The sequence below is a fragment of the Frigoribacterium sp. NPDC087798 genome (assembly GCF_044742985.1).
Taxonomy (GTDB): Bacteria; Actinomycetota; Actinomycetes; order Actinomycetales; family Microbacteriaceae; genus Frigoribacterium.
Genome location: NZ_JBIUVP010000006.1, coordinates 97,443 through 113,725 on the forward strand (window position 1 = coordinate 97,443; position 16,283 = coordinate 113,725).

Consider the following 16,283-nt stretch of genomic DNA (forward strand, 5'->3'; position numbering starts at 1 on the left):
AGAGGTCACGACCTGCAGCGCGCACCGGGAGGTGGGCGGCAGGTCGTGACAGGTCGGCCGCGCGGACTAGCGTTGGCGGGTGATCGACTTCGAGCAGCTGCGCCGGTGGCCCGACATCGAGGCCCCCGAACTCGTCGCGCACGACGCCACCGACCGGCTGCTGCTGGACTCCGCCGACGAGGCGCTCACCGCCCACCCCGAGGTCGTGACCGTCATCGGCGACCGCTACGGCGCGTTGACCCTCGGGGTCGCGGCCCTGTCGCCCGGCACCCCCGTCCGCGTGCACCAGGACGCCCTCTCGGGCGAACGCGCGCTCGACGCCAACGCCGGCCGTCTCGGTGTCACCGCGACGTGGACGCACCACGGTCTCGACGAGGCCCTCCTCGAGGGCGCGCGGACGGTGCTGGTGCAGCTGCCCCGAGGGCTCGACGCGCTCGACGAGATCGCGGGGTCGATCGCCCGGTACGCGCACCCCGACGTCCGCGTCCTCGCCGGGGGACGCGTCAAGCACATGACCCTCGCGATGAACGACGTCCTGGCGCGCCACTTCGGCGAGGTGACCGCCGGCCTGTCACGCCAGAAGTCCCGGGTGCTGACCGCGACGACCCCGACCCCAGGAGGCGCGCTCGGCTGGCCGCGCACCTCGCGTCACGGCGACGTGGTCGTCGTCGCCCACGGTGCGGCGTTCGCGGGCACCTCGATCGACGTCGGCACCCGAGCGCTGCTCGCCGTCCTCGACCGCGCGGCTCCCGAGGCCCAGGACGTCGTCGACCTGGGGTGCGGCACCGGAGTGCTCGCCGCCTCCTTCGCCCTCGCCCGACCGCACGCCCGGGTGGTCGCCACCGACCAGTCGTGGGCGGCGGTCGAGTCGGCGCGGGCCACCATGACGGCGACCGGCGTGGCCGATCGGGTCGTCGTGTCGCGCGACGACGCCGGGTCGTCGTTGCCCGAGGCCTCCGCCGACGTCGTGCTGCTGAACCCGCCGTTCCACGTCGGGGCGACGGTGCACACGGCGATCGCCCACAAGCTGTTCGAGGCGGCCGCCCGTCTGCTGCGCCCGGGCGGCGAGCTCTGGTGCGTGTGGAACTCGCCCCTCGGCCACCGGCCGGTGCTCGAACGCGTCGTGGGACCGACCACCCAGGTCGCCCGCGACCGGCGCTTCACGGTGACGCGGTCGGTCCGCCGGGGCTGACCCGGGGCGGGGCGGGGCCCGGGTCGGGTCCTGTCAGCGGGCCTCGGCCTCGGCCTCGGCCTTGGCCTCGACCTCGTCGTCGACCTCGACCTCGTCGAGGCGCAGCGATGCGTCGATGTAGGCGAGCAGGGCGTGCGCGTAGGCGTCCTCGGCGACGGAGGCGCGGTGCCGGAGGTCCGTGTCGCCCCCCGTCGGGCGGGTGGTCACCTCGTAGACGGTTTCGCCACCGTCTCGGTCACCGCTGATGTCGGGGTCGCCGCCTGGGTTCGCGGTGCTGTCGCTGTCGCTGTCGCTGCCGGGGCGGGAGCCGGTGTCGACGTGTCGCGCGAGCCCGCGGAACACGGGGCCGAGCAGCTCGCGCAGCTGGTCCTCGCGGGGCAGCCAGAGGCTGTCGTCGGCGGCGACCGAGTCCAGGGCCCACTCGGTGGTGCCGTTGAAGCCGAGCTCCGTGCCCGTGGGGTACTCGTGGACCTCGATGGTCATGTCGCTGAGCGTGAAGACGTCGCCGTCGAATCCCGGGGTCTCGATGACGAAGCGGTCTCCGGCGCGGGGCCGCCAGCGCAGTCCGGCGTCGCGCAGGCGGCGGGCGAGGGCGTGGTCGAGCATCGGCCCATGATGCACCGTCGAAGTGGGAGGGAGCGCCGGGGTGCCGACCCGCACGGGTTCGCGCCCGCTTGCTCGGGCTCGGGCTCGGGCTCGGATGCGCGTGTGCGGGGGAGGGGCGGTCCGTTCCGGCGCGTCAGCGAGTGATGACGACGTTGCCCGTACCGTCGGTGTTGAGCAGGGGCTGGAGGTCGTGGTCGAGCCGGATGGTGTTGTCGTCGCCCATCGCGTCGACCTGGTCGACGCGGGGCACGTCGACGGTGTTGCGGTCGCCCATGACGACCACGACCCGGGTCGGACCGAGGGCCAGCTCGGCGTCGCTGCCGTTGACGATGACGGTGTCGCAGCCGCCGGGCAGGGTCTTCGTGCGGGGTTCGTCGTCGCCGAACTGCATCCAGGCGAAGCCGTCGACGCAGGTGTCGTCGGCGGGATCCGTCGCCGTCGAGTCGCCGCCCGCGGTGGAGGGGCCGCCTGGTGGCGGTGCGGTGGTGGTCGCGGAGGGGCCCGGGTCGCTCGTCGAGGAGGCGCTCGTGCAGCCGGCGAGGCCCGCGCCGAGGGCGACAGCTGTCACGAGGCTGATCAGGGTCGAGGTCGTCGTCATGGGGTGCTCCGGGGCGGGGAAGGAGGGTGGGTGGTGCGGTTCGGGGGCGTCAGAGCACGACAGGGCGGGTCCAGCCAGGGACTGGACCCGCCTCCCGGTCACTCCGCGGCGGGTTCGGCCGCGGCGGTGACGGTGTTGGCCTGGCCCTGGTCGTCGACGGCCGGGGCCTCGCCGGCGTGGTGGACCGTGTTGCGGTCCCCGGCGAGCTGCACGGTGCCGACGTCCTGCACCGAGACGGTCACGTCGGAGCCCTCCACCACGAGCGTGCCGACTTCGTCGAGCACGACGGTCCCGGTCGAGCCGACGATCGAGACGAGGTCGCAGCTGCTCGTGTCGAGCGAGGGCGCGTCGTCGTCGGTGGCCCCGAGGTCGACCAGCATGAAGCCGTCGTCGCAGCTGCCGACGGGGGCGGCGTCCAAGGAGGCGGTGCTGCTCACGGTCGGGCTCGGTGTCGCGTCGGTCTCGGCGGAAGAGCATGCTGCGAGCGTGAGGATCATCGTGGTCGCGACCAGGGCGGCGGAGGCCGGCCCGCGCCGGCGGAGGAGGCCGACCATCAGCGTGCGGTGACGGTGTTGTCGGTGGTGCCGTTCTCGTTGACGGTCGGAGCGGCCCCGGTGTGGCTGACGGCGTTGCCGTCGCCGGCGAAGTCGACCGTGCCCACGGCGCCGGCCGTCACGGTGACGCCCTGGCCCTCGACCACGAGGTGGCTCACGTCGGCGAGGGTGACGGTGCCGTCGCTGCCCACGACGTTGACGCTGTCGCAGGGCTCGGTGAAGGTGACCTCGGGCGTGTCCTCGTCGAGGACGACGACGGCGTTGCCGTCGACGCAGGTCTCGGTGACGGCGGGTTCGGGCGTGACCTCGGCGAGGGGTGTCGTCCCGGCCTCGGCCTCCGTGGTGGCGTTCGAGGTGCAGCCGGCGAGGACGGCGACGAGCGCGACGCCGAGGGCGGCTGTCCGCAGGGTGGAGGTGCGCATGGTGGTTCCCTTCGGGAGGTGGGGGGACGGTGCGGGGCGTCGGCTTGCGATGCGGCCGGCGGATGGTCTGAGGGGGCCGGGGAGGCACCGTGTCGGTGCCTCCCCGGCGGGGTGGTGCGGTGTCGCTGTGGTGCGGGTGTCGCGGTCTGGTGCTAGTTGCCGCTGGGGTGCCAGGCGAAGCCGCTGATCGGGTCACCGGTCTGGCCGTCGAGGGCCTTCTGGGTGATGTTCAGCGTGTAGTTGTGGCTGGGGCCCCAGGCGCGGCTGAAGGACCAGTTGCCCTGGGCGTCGGCCTGGACCTCGCGGTAGATCGTGGAACTCGTGGCGGAGCTGACGGTGACGGTGGCGAACGGCGTGGCGGTACCGGTGAAGGTGGCCGCCACCCCGTTCTCGTAGGTGTCGCCGACCGCGGGGCTGGTCAGGACGAGGGGGGCGAACCGGGGTGCCTTGACGTTGACCGTGGTCTCGGTTGTCGACTTGTCGGGGTTCGTCTGGGTGACCTTGATGGCGTAGTCGTTGGCCGGGCCCCAGTTGCGTTCGGGCAGGGCCCAGTTGCCTTCGGAGTCGACCTCGGCCTGGCCCATGGGCACGTTCCAGTTGTTCGTGGCGTTGACGGCCCGGACGGTGGCGCCGGGGGTGCCGGTGCCCTCGAGGACGTTCATGCCGGGGCGGTAGGTGTCACCGTCGGCGATGCTCGTGACGGACACGGGGACGTTCGTCTCGCGGTAGTCGAGGTGGATCGTCTGTTCCTGGACGTTGCTGCCCTTGGTGGCGACGAAGGTGATGTCGTAGCCGGCCGAGGTGGGGCCGAGGTAGCGGTCGAAGGCCCAGTCGCCCTGGAGGCTCGCTGTCGCGGAGCCCATGGGGGTGCCCCACTGGTTCGTGGCGGCGATCGCGGCGTTGGGTGCCGCGGTGCCGCGGAACGTGGTGGTGCCTTCGGTGTACGTGCTGTTGTCGGCCGGGCTGGTGACCCGGAACGCGACGACGTTCTCGTAGTTCAGCTTCAGCGTCACGACCTGGGGGGTGCCCACCTGGGGCGTGGCGGTGAAGGTGATGAGGTACCCGGCGGTGGTGGGGCCGAGGTTGCGGTCGAAGGCCCAGGTGCCGTCGGCGGCGTTCGCGGCGCCCATCGGGGTGCCCCACTGGTTCTTCGCGGTCACGGTCGAGCCGATCGGCGCGGTGCCGCGGAAGGTGGTCACGCCTGCTTCGTAGAACTGGTCGTTCACGTGGCTCGTGACGCTCAGGGGCAGTTCTGCGGCCACGCGGTTGATGGTGTGGGTGATCTGCTGCACGTCGTCCCCTGCCGTCTGGGTGACGAGGAGGTTGCTCGTGCCGAGGCTGAGCCCGCGGTTCGGGGTGATGGTCCACTCGCCGTCGACGACGGTGCCGGTCCCGATGATGCTGTTGGGCCCGTAGCCGATGGTGACGGTGGCGCCGTCCTGACCGTGACCGGAGAAGACCGGGCGGCTGGTCGTGACCGTGGAGCCCGCTTCGGGGGTCTCGACCGTCGGGGCGACGATCACGGGGGGCTGTTCGCCGTTCTCGGGGTTGAGGGTCACCGTCGTGGTGGTGGTGTTGTTGCCCTTGCCGGTCTGGCTGGCCTCGAGCACGTGCTTGCGGTCGTCGACGTCGGTGGTGCGGATGGTGAACTGGCCGTTGGCGAGTACCTGGGCGGTGCCGAGGACGGTGCTGCGGCCCTCTTCGCGGACGACGACCTGGGCGCCGACCTCACCGGTGCCGCGGATCGTGACGGGTCCGCCGTCGTGGGCCATGCCCTCGACGGGAGCGGTGATCGCGACGCCGGCGCCGTAGGCGACGGTGACGATGATCTCACCGTTGGCTTCGCCGTCGATCTCTTGGTGGATGCGGACGTCGTAGTCGCCGCCCGCGTCGGGGGCGCCGATCGGGGTCGACCAGGCACCCGAGCCGAGGCGGGCCTCGGTGCGGGCGATCTCGTCGCCGTCGACGTCGCGGATCACGACGGTGGAGCCGGGGTGGGCGGTGCCGGACAGGACGGCGTCCTGCTCGAGGTCGGCCGGGAACGACACCGAGCCGCGCACAGGGGAGACGTCGAGCACGACGTCGAGGGTGGTCTCGCCGGTCTTCTCGCCGTTCTCGTACTGCTCGAGCGGGATCGGGTTCGACCCCAGCGTGAGGTCGGTCACCGTGTGCGACCAGCGCCCGTCGGTGCCGGCCTGCACCTGGTCGGGGACGGCAGTGTCGATCAGCACGAAGGACCCGGGGACGGCGGTGCCGGAGATGACGGCCGTCCGGTTGGGGATGTCGACCGAGTCGACCTTGCCGGAGAACCCGTTGATGGCGATCTCGGTCCGGACGCCCTGGATGTAGCTGTAGATGTAACCGGTGCTCAGAGCCGCGGCGGCGTCGTTGAGCACGAACGAGAACGTGTTGTCCGCGGCCGCCTTCTCGATCTGTACCGCATTGGGCGAGAGACGGTCAGGGCCCACGTAGAGGTTCGCGCCGGCCATGCCGGACGCCTTGCCGCTGACCGTTACCTCGCCGTCGTCCCCACGCACGACCTGCAGGTCGCTGATGGCGGGCAGACGTCCCGTGGAGATGGTCTCCCACGTGCCCGACTCGCCGTACTTCAGGCGCACCGTCTCACCGGCGCTGAGCAGCGAGGACAGGGTGATCGAGGCGTCGCCGTCGGCATCGGTACGGCCGGTGGTGCCGTTGTCGCCGGCCATGTCCTCGATGAACACGTCCGCGTTCTTCTCTCCACCAGAGATGCCCAAGGTGACCGTATCGTCCTGGGCGTTGTAGTTCGACTCATATCCCTTCGAGTCGATCCCCTCGAAGACGATCGGGTCCTCGTCCGAGATCCTGAAGTACATCGAGCCGCCCGGGACGCGCTCTGGGCTGCTGACCCCCTTCCCCGAGGAAACGTTCACGAGCTTGCCGCCCTCGATCTTCCACAGGCTCCTGACGCTCGTGCAGTAGGCGGCGGTGAGGAGGCCCTGGGATTCGCCCAGACATTGACCGTCACCGTTCACGCGGAGCTTGAATTCGTCGCCGGTCCCTTCGACCTCCGCGAAAGACGAGGCACTGATCGCAGCCTCTCTACTCGAGTAAGCCCTGACGTGGAATGCACCCTTCGTCATCCCGTAGTGAGCGCCGGTCGACGTCTGGGCGACGATCGGGAACGTCGTCCCGTCTTCGACAGCGCTCGTGGCTGATGTGGATGCCGTGGCGGCCGCGGGGCCGAAGCTGAGGCCGGTGACGATCGTGGCTGCGGCCAGCCCGATCGCGCCGGTGCGCTTGAGAGTTTTCTTCATGTGAGAGAGGTGTTCTTTCATGTCTGGGCAACGCGATGCGCCGCCAGGCGAACAGATGGTGAAATGTTAGACACAAAACAAGGCATGCACAACATGACGGGTGCAAGGGCTTGCGGTCCGGGCGTGTCGGCGTAAACTTGAGCCAGCTCCACTCAAGTTCCGAGAAAGGCACACCCATGGCGAACATGCAGGGCGCTCCGGCTTCCGACGAGAAGCAGAAGTCGGCGCTCGAGAAGTACGGCGTCGACCTCACCGCCATCGCCCGCAGCGGCAAGCTCGACCCCGTCATCGGCCGCGACGCCGAGATCCGGCGGATCAGCCAGGTGCTCACCCGCCGCACCAAGAACAACCCCGTCCTGATCGGCGAGCCCGGCGTCGGCAAGACCGCCGTCGTCGAGGGCCTCGCCCAACGCATCGTCGAGGGGGACGTCGCCGACAGCCTGAAAGACAAACGCCTGATCAGCCTCGACCTCGCCGCCCTCGTCGCCGGGGCCAAGTACCGCGGAGAGTTCGAAGAGCGCCTGAAGGACGTGCTGAAAGAGATCACCAAGAGCGACGGCCAGGTCATCACCTTCATCGACGAGTTGCACACCCTGATGGGTGCCGGTGGGGGCGAGGGCTCGGTCGCCGCCTCGAACATGCTCAAGCCGATGCTCGCCCGCGGCGAGTTGCGCCTCATCGGCGCCACCACCCTCGACGAGTACCGCCAGTACATCGAGAAGGACGCAGCCCTCGAGCGCCGCTTCCAGCAGGTCTACGTCGGCGAGCCCAGCGTCGAGGACACCGTCGCGATCCTCCGCGGGCTCAAAGAGCGGTACGAGGCGCACCACGGGGTCACGATCACCGACGGCGCCCTGGTGGCCGCCGCCTCCTTGTCCAACCGCTACATCCCCAGCCGCCAGCTGCCCGACAAGGCGATCGACCTCGTCGACGAGGCGGGCTCGCGCCTCAAGATGGAGATCGACTCGTCGCCCGTCGAGCTGGACCAGCTCTACCGGGGCCTGGTGCGCCTCCAGATCGAAGAGCTCGCCCTCAAGAAGGAGACGGACGACGCCTCGCAGGCCCGTCTCGCCACCCTGCGCGAGACCATCGCCCAGCAGCAGGCCGCCTACGACGACCTCGACGCCCGCTGGCAGGCCGAGAAGGCCGCCCTGCAGGGCGTCGGCACGTTGCGCAGCGACCTCAACGAGGCCCGCATCGACGCCGACCGTGCCCTGCGCGAAGGGCGCTACGAAGACGCCGCCCGCATCAGCTACGAGCGCATCCCCGACATCGAGAAGCGCCTCGCCGACGCCGAGTCGTTCGAGAAGTCGGGCGACCGCCTGGTCAGCGACTCGGTCACCGACGCCGACATCGCCGAGGTCGTCGCCGCCTGGACCGGCATCCCGGTCGGTCGTCTGCTCAGCGGCGAGACCGAGAAGCTGCTGCACCTCGAGAGCGAACTCGGGAGGCGCCTCATCGGTCAGAAGGCCGCCGTCCAGGCCGTCAGCGAGGCGGTGCGGCGCACCCGCGCGGGCATCAGCGACCCCGACCGCCCGACGGGTTCGTTCTTCTTCCTCGGCCCCACCGGGGTGGGCAAGACCGAGCTCGCGAAAGCCCTCGCCGACTTCCTCTTCGACGACGAGAAGGCGCTCGTCCGCATCGACATGAGCGAGTACGGCGAGAAGCACAGCGTGTCCCGCCTCGTGGGCGCGCCTCCCGGGTACGTGGGCTACGAAGCCGGTGGTCAGCTGACCGAGGCCGTGCGTCGACGCCCGTACAGCGTCGTGCTGATGGACGAGGTCGAGAAGGCCCACCCCGAGGTCTTCGACGTCCTGCTGCAGGTGCTCGACGACGGCCGGCTGACCGACGGGCAGGGCCGAACCGTGGACTTCCGCAACACGATCCTGGTGCTGACGTCCAACCTCGGCTCGCAGGTCATCACCGACCCCGGTCTCAGCGACCCCGAGAAAGAAGAGCTGGTGCAGGGCCTGGTGCGCCAGGCGTTCAAGCCCGAGTTCGTCAACCGGCTCGACGACATCGTCGTGTTCTCGACCCTCAGCACCGACGACCTCGGCCAGATCGTGTCGCTCTACGTCGACCGCCTCGGCCGTCGGCTCACCGATCGCCGCCTCGCGCTCGCCGTCACCCCCGACGCGCGGGCCTGGCTCGCCGACCGCGGCTACGACCCGATCTACGGCGCCCGGCCGTTGCGCCGCCTCATGCAGCGTCAGATCGACGACAAGCTCGCGATGGCGCTGCTCGGGGGCGAGATCGCCGACGGCGACACCGTGCGGGTCGACGTGGCCGACGGGGGCGAGGGGCTGACGGTCGTGCGGCACGACGTCGGTGAGCCCACGCCCGGCGACCTGGACGACCTGCCCGCCTGAGCCCGGCAGACTGGAACCATGCGCACCTGGGTGAAGATCTGCGGCCTGTCCACGCCCGAGACGGTCGACGCCGCCGTCGAGGCCGGGGCCGACGCCGTGGGGTTCGTCTTCGCGGCCGGCAGTCCGCGCACGATCGATCCCGAGGGTGCACGCGCGTTGGCGGCGCGCGTGCCGGCGGGTGTCGAGACCGTCGGCGTGTTCCGCGGGCAGGGCATCGAGACGGTGCTCGAGTCGGCCCGCGCCTCCTCGGTGTCGACCGTCCAACTGCACGGCGACGAGACCCCGGCGGACGTCGCCGCCGCCCATGCGGCGGGCTTCCGGGTGATCCGTGCCGTCAGCGCCGCCGCCTACGCGGCCGAACCCGAGGAGGCGCGGGTCGCCTTCCGAGAGGACGCCCTGCTCCTCGACGCGATCGACCCCGGTGCCGGCGCCACCTTCGACGTCGGGCCGCTGCTGTCGGCGCCGCCTGCCCGGGAGTGGCTGCTGGCCGGCGGGCTCACCTCGGACAACGTCACCAGGCTGCTGGCCGGACTCCGTCCCCAGGGTGCCGTCGGGGTCGACGTCAGCTCGGGCGTCGAGTCGTCGCGCGGCGTGAAGAGCGTCGACCTGATCCGTGCGTTCGTCGAGGCCGCCCGAGCCTGAGCGAACCCGGCCGGAGCGAACCCGGCCGGAGCGGACCTGGCCTGACCCGACCCGGCCTGAGCGGACCCGGCCTCAGCTGACGAGCGTGCGGGCGTCCTCGACGAACCGGTCGACGTGCGCCTCGGTGGTGTCGAACGAGCACATGAGTCGCACCTCTCCCGTGGCGCGGTTCCAGTCGTAGAAGTGGTGCGCGGCGCGGAGGGGCTCCACGGCCTCGGGCGGCAGGACGACGAAGACGGCGTTGGCGTCGACCGCCTGGGTGACAGCGACGCCCGGCAGGGTGGCCAAGCCGGCGGCGAGACGGGCGGCCATCGCGTTGGCCCTCGTCGCCGACCGCAGCCAGAGGTCGCCCTCGAGCATGGCCAGGAACTGTGCCGAGACGAACCGCATCTTCGAGGCCAACTGTGCGTCCATCTTGCGCAGGTAGACCAAGCCGGCCCGTGCCTCCTCGGAGAAGGTCACGACAGACTCACCCAGCACCAGGCCGTTCTTCGTGCCGCCGAACGAGACCGAGTCGACGCCGGCGTCGCGCGTGATCGCGCGGAGCGGGACGCCGAGGGAGGCGGCGGCGTTCGCCAGGCGCGCGCCGTCGAGGTGCACCCGCATGCCGAGCGTGTGCGCGTGGTCGGTCACGGCCCGGATCTCGTCGGGCGTGTAGACCGTGCCGAGCTCGGTGCTCTGCGTGATCGTGACCGCGAGGGGCTGAGGGCGCTGCTGGTCGCCCCAGCCGTAGGCCTGCCGGTCGATCAGCTCGGGCGTGAGCTTGCCGTCGGGGGTCGGCACCGTCAGCAGCTTGATGCCGCCCAGGCGTTCGGGAGCGCCGCCCTCGTCGGTGTAGACGTGCGCGGTCGTCGCGCAGATCACGGCCGCCCAGCGCGGGGTGAGGGCCTGCAGGGCCGCGACGTTCGCACCGGTGCCGGTCAGCACGGGGTCGATGGTCGCCCCCTCGCCGAACGTCTCGACGACGACCTCCGCCAGCCGCTGCGTGTACGGGTCGGCGCCGTACGAGCCGACGTGGCCGCCGGCGGCGTCGACGATCGCCTGCAGCACCTCGGGGTGGGCTCCGGCGTAGTTGTCGCTGGCGAACGTGTGGACCGAGGGATCGTGGAGGCGCGTCACCCGTCGATTCTGCCCGACGGCCGGGGCTCGGGGCGTCAGGAGGCGCGGGGGCGCAGGGGGAGTGCAGGGCCTGTTCGGAACGGTGACGGGCAGCGACGTCTTGTGCAATGTAAATGTCACACGTAGAGTAGTACGTGACGCATCGTCGACTCGATGTCCCGCCCGGTCGGACCCGCCGGGCGCTCCTTCCACCCCGAGAGGCCCCGTCATGCTGTTCGCCCACGCCCCGAAGCTCGTCCTCGCCGGTCCGTACCCGGTGATCCGTCCCGTCGCCGATCGGGCGGCGGCACTCGACGCTGAGGTCGTCGTGCTCTCGTGTGAGATGGCGACCCCGATCGACGACGTCGTCGGTTTCGACTGGGCCGTGGTGGCCGTCGACGCCGCGACCCCCACCGCGGTGCAGCTCGACCGTGCGGTCGACAGCCTCGCGGACGGCCTGCGTCGCGGCGCCCTCGTCGTCGTCGCGTCGGATCGCCCGGTCGCTCAGGCGGCGAGGCGTTTCGCCGACGACCTCGCCCGCGCCAGCGGGCTCCCGACCGGCGAGGCGTTCGCCGTCGCCGCGTGCGAGGCGGGTGTCGTCGCCTGGGCCGTCGACGCCCAGGCCGAGGACGAGGCGGCGCATCTGCTCGAACGCATCGGCGCCCCGGTGGGGGACGGCGTGCCCGCGGCCTGACCCGGTCGTCCCGCCGGCCCCCGGGGCGTGCGACAGGATGGACCCATGGGTGGAGTGCTGATCGGGTTCGCGATCATCGGCGTGATCATCGTGACCGGCTACGTCGTCGGTCGCATCGACCTGCTCGGAGAATCCGGCCACCGGGTGCTCTCGCGCCTCGTCTTCTTCGTCCTCACGCCCTGCCTGCTGTTCTCCACCATCTCGCAGGCCGACGTCCACGTGCTGTTCTCGCGGCTGTTGGTGGTCTCGGCGCTCGCCTCGCTCCTGGCAGCCCTCCTCTCGGTCGTCGTCCTGAAGTTCGTCCTCCGACGCAGTGCCGCGCAGACGGCCATCGGCACGATGGGTGGCGCCTACGTCAACGCGAACAACATCGGCCTGCCCGTGGCGACCTACGTGCTGGGCAGCGCCACCTTCGTCGCCCCCGTCCTGCTCTACCAGCTGCTCGTGCTCACGCCGATCGTGCTCGCCGTCATGGACACCGTGACGAACCGCGGCAGCAGCCTCGGGCGCACCATCGCCCGACCGTTCACGAACCCCCTGCTGATCGGGTCCGCCCTCGGCGTGCTCGTGGCGGTCACCGGCCTCGAGATCCCCCAGGCCGTCCGCGAGCCGTTCGAGTTGGTGGGCGGTGCCGCGGTGCCGGTCGTCCTGCTGTCGTTCGGCATGTCGTTGTACGGCTCGAAGCCGTTCCAGGCCGGGCAAGGGCGCGCCGACATCGTCGTGGCCGTCGTCCTCAAGCTCGTCGTCATGCCGGTCGCGGCCTGGCTGCTCGGGGCGTTCGTCTTCGACTTCGACCGCGACGAGCTCTTCGTGGCGGTCGTGCTGGCCGGTCTGCCGTCGGCCCAGAACGTCTTCAACTACGCCCAGCGGTACCAGACCGGGGTCGTCGTCGCCCGCGACACGGTCTTGGCGACGACCATCCTCTCGGTTCCCGTGCTGGTGCTGGTGGCGGCGTTGCTCGCCTGACCCGCGCCTCCTGGCGTCGAGGGGCCGGGTGAGGCCGCGTGGGCCTCAGAAGATCATCGGGCGGTCGTCGTCGAGCTCGGTCTCGAGGTCGAGGTCGACGACCACGGGGACGTGGTCGCTCGGGGCGTCGCCCTTGCGCTCGTCGCGGTGGATGGCCGCGGACGTCACGAGGCCGTCGAAGGCCTTCGAGCCCAGGATGAAGTCGATGCGCATGCCCTCGTTCTTGGGGAAGCGCAGCTGCTTGTAGTCCCAGTAGGTGTAGCCCTCGGGCAGGCGCGAACGGACGACGTCGGTCAGGCCGACCTCCTCGAAGCGGAAGAAGGCGTCGCGCTCGGGCTGGCTGACGTGGGTGTGGCCCTCGAAGACCGACATGTCCCACACGTCGGTGTCGAGCGGTGCGACGTTCCAGTCGCCCATCAGGGCCAACGGCTGGTCGGGTCGCTCGGCGAGCCAGGCCTCGGTCTCGGCGGCGAGCGCTGCCAGCCAGTCGAGTTTGTAGTCGTAGTGCGGGTCGCCCAGCTCGCGGCCGTTGGGCACGTAGAGGCTCCACAGGCGGACGCCCTCGACCGTGATGCCGATCGCCCGCGCCTCCTTGGGCTGGTCGGGGCCTTCCTGGCCCTTGGCGAAGCCCGGCTGCGACGGGAAGGTGATCTCGACGTCCTCCATCGGAAGGCGGCTGACGAACGCGACGCCGTTCCACTGGCTGAGCCCGTGCAGTTCGACCTCGTAGCCTGCCTCGCGGAAGGCGTCGTAGGGGAACTGTTCGGGCTTGCACTTGATCTCTTGCAGTCCCGCGACGTCGACGTCCTCACGGACGAGCCAGTCGACGACCCTGCCCACTCGAGCCCGGACGGAGTTGACGTTGTAGGTCGCGACGCGCATGCCGACCACGGTACCGGCCCGGCACCGGCGGGGTCCGAGGCCGCCGCCGTCCACCGTCGGGGCGTCGAGCCGTGTCCGCCCGCCCCGACGTTCGGAGCCCGCCTGCTCTACCATGGGTCACCGTGACCGACGCACGCACGCAGCTCATCGACTACATCGGCTCCGAGGCCGTCTTCCACGGCGACTTCACGCTGACCAGCGGCAAGAAGGCGACGTACTACATCGACCTCCGCAAGGTCAGCCTCGACCACCGGGTCGCGCCCCTGATCGGCCGGGTCATGGTCGACCTGATCGACGAGGTGCCCGACGTGTTCGCGGTCGGTGGCCTGACGATGGGCGCCGACCCGATCGCCGCCGCCGTGCTGCACCAGGGCGTCGCGCTCGGCAAGGACTACGACGCCTTCGTCGTCCGCAAGGAGCCCAAGGACCACGGCCGTGGCAAGCAGGTCGAGGGCCCGGACCTCGAGGGCAAGCGGGTCATCGTGCTCGAGGACACCTCGACGACCGGTGGTTCACCCCTCGCCGCCGCCAAGGCCCTCGAGGCCGTCGGGGCCGAGATCGCCGCCGTCGCCGTCGTCGTCGACCGCAGCACCGGAGCCCGCGAGGTGATCGAGGCAGCCGGCTACCCCTACTTCGCCGCGATCGGGCTGGAAGACCTCGGGTTGACACCGTGACCGAGGACCGGCCCAGGGGTGACGACGGCGACGACGCCGGGCGCGACGACGCCAGCGACTGGCTCGCCGCCCAGTTCGACGGTGCCGACGACGACGACGACACGACCGACACCCCGTCAGGAGGCGCGGGTCGTCTTCCCGACACCGCCCCCGAGGACGTCCCCACCCAGGCGCTCGACCTGCCGCCGGCCACCCGAGCGGTCGACGTCGCCCACGACGACGTCGCTGCCGAGCGCCCGGTCGACCCGGGTGTCGAGTCGCCGTCCGAGGACTCGTCCGTCGTGCCGCCGCCGCCGACCCCCTTGCCGTTCGTCGTGCCCGAGTCCCCGGCCGGGACGCCTCCGCCGAAGACGTCAGGCCACCCCCAGGCGCTCGACCTCGGAGCGCTGACGGGGTCCGTGCCTCCGCCGCCCCCGTCGTCGGTGCCCGTTCCCGACGTTCCCGCGCAGCCCGAGTCGAGGCGACCCGAGTCGCCGCGATCCGACCCCGAGCCCGCTGCAGACGCCGATCACGTCGATCAGGCGTCGGGTCCCGCCGACGTCGAGGAGCGCACCGGCGTGAGCGACGAGCCAGGGCCCTTCACCGCCCTCATCTCGGCACCCCGGGCCGAATCCGCCGAACCCGCGACCTTCGACTGGGATGCTTTGCCCGAGCCCGAGCCCGAGCCCGAGCCCGAGCCCGAGCCCGAGCGCCGAGCGGAGCCGACGTTCAAAGCAGCGGCAGAGCCCGAGCCGACGTCCGAGGCCGAAGTCGAGCCCGAGCGCCTCGTTGAGCCGGAGTCCCAGGCAGAGCCGGAGCAGACGCCCGAGCCCCAGCCGGACTTCCGAGCAGAGCCCGAGCCCCAGCCCGAGCCCGAGCCCGAGCCGGCGTCCGATGTCGAGCCCGAGCCCGAGCCGGCCGTCGATTCCCGCGAAGGCGGTGTCGAGGCACCGTGGTGGGTCGAAGAGCACCACGAGATGACGCGGCGTGAGCGTCGTCTGGCCGAGGCGGCCGCAGCTGCTGCGGCCGCTGCCGCCGCGGCGGCCTCCCGTGGCGGGGTCGAGCCCGGCGTCCCCGGCGCCGCGGTGGTCCCCTCGGCGCCGACGCCGACGCCGTCCCCCACGACCCAGGCGTCGTCCGTCCCGGAGCCCAGGGCCGACTCCGGCTCGAGGGGGGACCGCGAGCCCACCTTCACCGAGATCCTCGGCGTCGTCCCGTCAGGTGCCGGCACCGCGTCCGTCGAGCCGCGGGGCGCACGTCCCGAGAGCGAGCACGAGCCCGAGCACGCGACGAACCCCGAGCACGCGACGAACGCGGACGACGCCATCGGCGCCTGGTCGCTGTCCGGCTCCGGCGACGTGCCGCCGTCCGAGGTCGGGCCCGTGCCCGACGTCGAGCAGCCGTCCCGCGCCGACCGAGACCCAGACGCCGACGCCGATGACGAGGGCCTGGACGACGGGGCCGAGGTGACGACCGCGACCGCGCTGTTCGCGCCTCCTCGTTCCGCCCTCGACGAGCGCGCCGACGTCGACGACCCCGGGGTCGATGCCACGCAGGTGCTGCCCGGCGTCTCGATGAGCGCCACCTCGGCCCTGACGGGTGAGCGGCCCCGCCGTGAGGTCGGCGGAGCCGGCGTGTTCGTGCCGCAGACCCGTCCGGTGGACGAGAGGCCCGCCACGACACCCCGCACGGCGGGTCTGGCCGAGTGGGTCCGGTCGCACGAGGGCCTGGCCGCCGTGGGCGCCGGGCTCGTGATCCTGTTGCTGCTGGTCGTGCTCTTCTTCCTCTCGCGATCGCTCTTCGCCTCCACCGACGACCTGACGAGCGACGCGTCGGCCGCCGCCGCGGCACCGACCGCGGCCCGGACCGTGACGGCTGCGCCGGTCGAGCCCGCCGCCGAGGTCGCCCCGGCCGGGCCGCTCGCGGCAGGCACGCACTCGTACGCCGACCTGCAGGGCGGCGAGTGCTTCTCGGCGTTCGAATCGGCCTGGCAGCAGGACTACGAGGTCGCCGACTGTGCGCAGCCGCACGTCGCCCAGCTCACCCGACTGGGCACTCTCGACGGTGACGCGGCCGCGACCTACCCGGGTGCCGACGTGCTGCAGAGCCAGATGAACCTGCTCTGCACGGGCGCGGACGCGCTCGACCGGCAGGCCGCCGCGGCCTACCCCGACGTGCAGTTGCTCGCGAGCTTCCCGGCCGACGCCGACGCATGGGCCGCCGGCGACCGCACGTACTCGTGCTTCGTCAACCGCAGCGGCGGCGAACCCCTGACGACCAGCCTCGTCGCCGTCGCGGGCTGACGCGTCGA

Annotated in this window: 14 protein-coding genes; 7 read left to right on the forward strand and 7 right to left on the reverse strand. The window is 71.7% G+C overall.

All coding sequences use genetic code 11. From position 1 onward, the window contains the following. Positions 1-79: 79 nt before the first annotated feature. On the forward strand, positions 80-1,192 hold the full coding sequence (locus tag ACIOSR_RS14255) for a class I SAM-dependent methyltransferase (protein ID WP_402752943.1): 1,113 nt from the start codon (positions 80-82) through the stop codon (positions 1,190-1,192). Positions 1,193-1,225: 33 nt separating this feature from the next. Here the strand turns inward: ACIOSR_RS14255 and ACIOSR_RS14260 are convergent, their stop codons facing one another. The 5 genes from ACIOSR_RS14260 to ACIOSR_RS14280 form a co-directional block, all read right to left on the reverse strand. After that, entirely contained in the window at positions 1,226-1,798 is a 573-nt protein-coding gene (locus tag ACIOSR_RS14260) for a pilus assembly protein CpaE (protein ID WP_402752944.1), read from the reverse strand. A 133-nt stretch (positions 1,799-1,931) separates the two neighbouring features. Next, on the reverse strand, positions 1,932-2,396 hold the full coding sequence (locus tag ACIOSR_RS14265) for a DUF3060 domain-containing protein (protein WP_402752945.1): 465 nt from the start codon (positions 2,394-2,396) through the stop codon (positions 1,932-1,934). Positions 2,397-2,494: 98 nt separating this feature from the next. Further along, complete coding sequence (locus tag ACIOSR_RS14270) at positions 2,495-2,950, reverse strand: DUF3060 domain-containing protein (RefSeq protein WP_402752946.1); 456 nt, start codon at positions 2,948-2,950, stop codon at positions 2,495-2,497. Then, positions 2,950-3,372 (reverse strand): hypothetical protein, encoded by a 423-nt coding sequence (locus tag ACIOSR_RS14275; protein WP_402752947.1) that lies wholly within the window; start codon positions 3,370-3,372, stop codon positions 2,950-2,952. The genes ACIOSR_RS14270 and ACIOSR_RS14275 overlap by 1 nt, the downstream gene beginning before the upstream one ends. A gap of 152 nt (positions 3,373-3,524) precedes the next feature. Beyond that, the gene (locus ACIOSR_RS14280; protein ID WP_402752948.1) at positions 3,525-6,668 is read right to left on the reverse strand and encodes an Ig-like domain-containing protein; all 3,144 of its coding nucleotides are present in this window, start codon (positions 6,666-6,668) and stop codon (positions 3,525-3,527) included. Positions 6,669-6,844: 176 nt separating this feature from the next. Here ACIOSR_RS14280 and ACIOSR_RS14285 point away from each other — a divergent pair, with 176 nt between their 5' ends. Further along, a complete protein-coding gene (locus ACIOSR_RS14285; protein WP_402752949.1) occupies positions 6,845-9,037 on the forward strand; it encodes an ATP-dependent Clp protease ATP-binding subunit in 2,193 nt (730 codons plus the stop codon). Between the two features lie 18 nt (positions 9,038-9,055). Continuing rightward, the gene (locus ACIOSR_RS14290; protein ID WP_402752950.1) at positions 9,056-9,679 is read left to right on the forward strand and encodes a phosphoribosylanthranilate isomerase; all 624 of its coding nucleotides are present in this window, start codon (positions 9,056-9,058) and stop codon (positions 9,677-9,679) included. Positions 9,680-9,751: 72 nt separating this feature from the next. Here the strand turns inward: ACIOSR_RS14290 and ACIOSR_RS14295 are convergent, their stop codons facing one another. Then, positions 9,752-10,798, reverse strand: coding sequence for a threonine aldolase family protein (locus ACIOSR_RS14295; RefSeq protein WP_402752951.1), 1,047 nt, complete (start codon positions 10,796-10,798; stop codon positions 9,752-9,754). A 208-nt stretch (positions 10,799-11,006) separates the two neighbouring features. Here ACIOSR_RS14295 and ACIOSR_RS14300 point away from each other — a divergent pair, with 208 nt between their 5' ends. Both ACIOSR_RS14300 and ACIOSR_RS14305 read left to right on the forward strand, forming a co-directional pair. After that, positions 11,007-11,471 (forward strand): hypothetical protein, encoded by a 465-nt coding sequence (locus ACIOSR_RS14300; RefSeq protein ID WP_402752952.1) that lies wholly within the window; start codon positions 11,007-11,009, stop codon positions 11,469-11,471. 45 nt (positions 11,472-11,516) lie between these two features. Beyond that, positions 11,517-12,437 (forward strand): AEC family transporter, encoded by a 921-nt coding sequence (locus tag ACIOSR_RS14305; protein WP_402752953.1) that lies wholly within the window; start codon positions 11,517-11,519, stop codon positions 12,435-12,437. 45 nt (positions 12,438-12,482) lie between these two features. Here ACIOSR_RS14305 and ACIOSR_RS14310 read toward each other — a convergent pair whose 3' ends face one another. Next, on the reverse strand, positions 12,483-13,319 hold the full coding sequence (locus ACIOSR_RS14310; protein WP_402752954.1) for an exodeoxyribonuclease III: 837 nt from the start codon (positions 13,317-13,319) through the stop codon (positions 12,483-12,485). A 122-nt stretch (positions 13,320-13,441) separates the two neighbouring features. On the opposite strand from ACIOSR_RS14310, the gene pyrE reads away from it, so the two are divergent. Together pyrE and ACIOSR_RS14320 are read left to right on the forward strand one after the other, a co-directional pair. Continuing rightward, positions 13,442-13,993: an orotate phosphoribosyltransferase gene (gene pyrE / locus ACIOSR_RS14315; protein ID WP_055978230.1), complete on the forward strand. Its 552-nt coding sequence runs from the start codon at positions 13,442-13,444 to the stop codon at positions 13,991-13,993. Further along, positions 13,990-16,275, forward strand: a complete 2,286-nt coding sequence (locus tag ACIOSR_RS14320) for a septum formation family protein (protein ID WP_402752955.1) — start codon at positions 13,990-13,992, stop codon at positions 16,273-16,275. Before pyrE ends, ACIOSR_RS14320 begins: the two co-directional genes overlap by 4 nt. Positions 16,276-16,283: the final 8 nt, after the last annotated feature.

Excerpts from the sequence above, each read along its gene's own strand:
- ACIOSR_RS14260 (WP_402752944.1), bottom strand. The coding sequence starts at position 1,798 with ATGCTCGACCACGCCCTCGCCCGCCGCCTGCGCGACGCCGGACTGCGC.
- ACIOSR_RS14265 (WP_402752945.1), bottom strand. The coding sequence starts at position 2,396 with ATGACGACGACCTCGACCCTGATCAGCCTCGTGACAGCTGTCGCCCTC.
- ACIOSR_RS14270 (WP_402752946.1), bottom strand. The coding sequence starts at position 2,950 with ATGGTCGGCCTCCTCCGCCGGCGCGGGCCGGCCTCCGCCGCCCTGGTC.
- ACIOSR_RS14275 (WP_402752947.1), bottom strand. The coding sequence starts at position 3,372 with ATGCGCACCTCCACCCTGCGGACAGCCGCCCTCGGCGTCGCGCTCGTC.
- ACIOSR_RS14280 (WP_402752948.1), bottom strand. The coding sequence starts at position 6,668 with ATGAAGAAAACTCTCAAGCGCACCGGCGCGATCGGGCTGGCCGCAGCC.
- ACIOSR_RS14285 (WP_402752949.1), top strand. The coding sequence starts at position 6,845 with ATGGCGAACATGCAGGGCGCTCCGGCTTCCGACGAGAAGCAGAAGTCG.
- ACIOSR_RS14290 (WP_402752950.1), top strand. The coding sequence starts at position 9,056 with ATGCGCACCTGGGTGAAGATCTGCGGCCTGTCCACGCCCGAGACGGTC.
- ACIOSR_RS14300 (WP_402752952.1), top strand. The coding sequence starts at position 11,007 with ATGCTGTTCGCCCACGCCCCGAAGCTCGTCCTCGCCGGTCCGTACCCG.
- ACIOSR_RS14305 (WP_402752953.1), top strand. The coding sequence starts at position 11,517 with ATGGGTGGAGTGCTGATCGGGTTCGCGATCATCGGCGTGATCATCGTG.
- ACIOSR_RS14310 (WP_402752954.1), bottom strand. The coding sequence starts at position 13,319 with ATGCGCGTCGCGACCTACAACGTCAACTCCGTCCGGGCTCGAGTGGGC.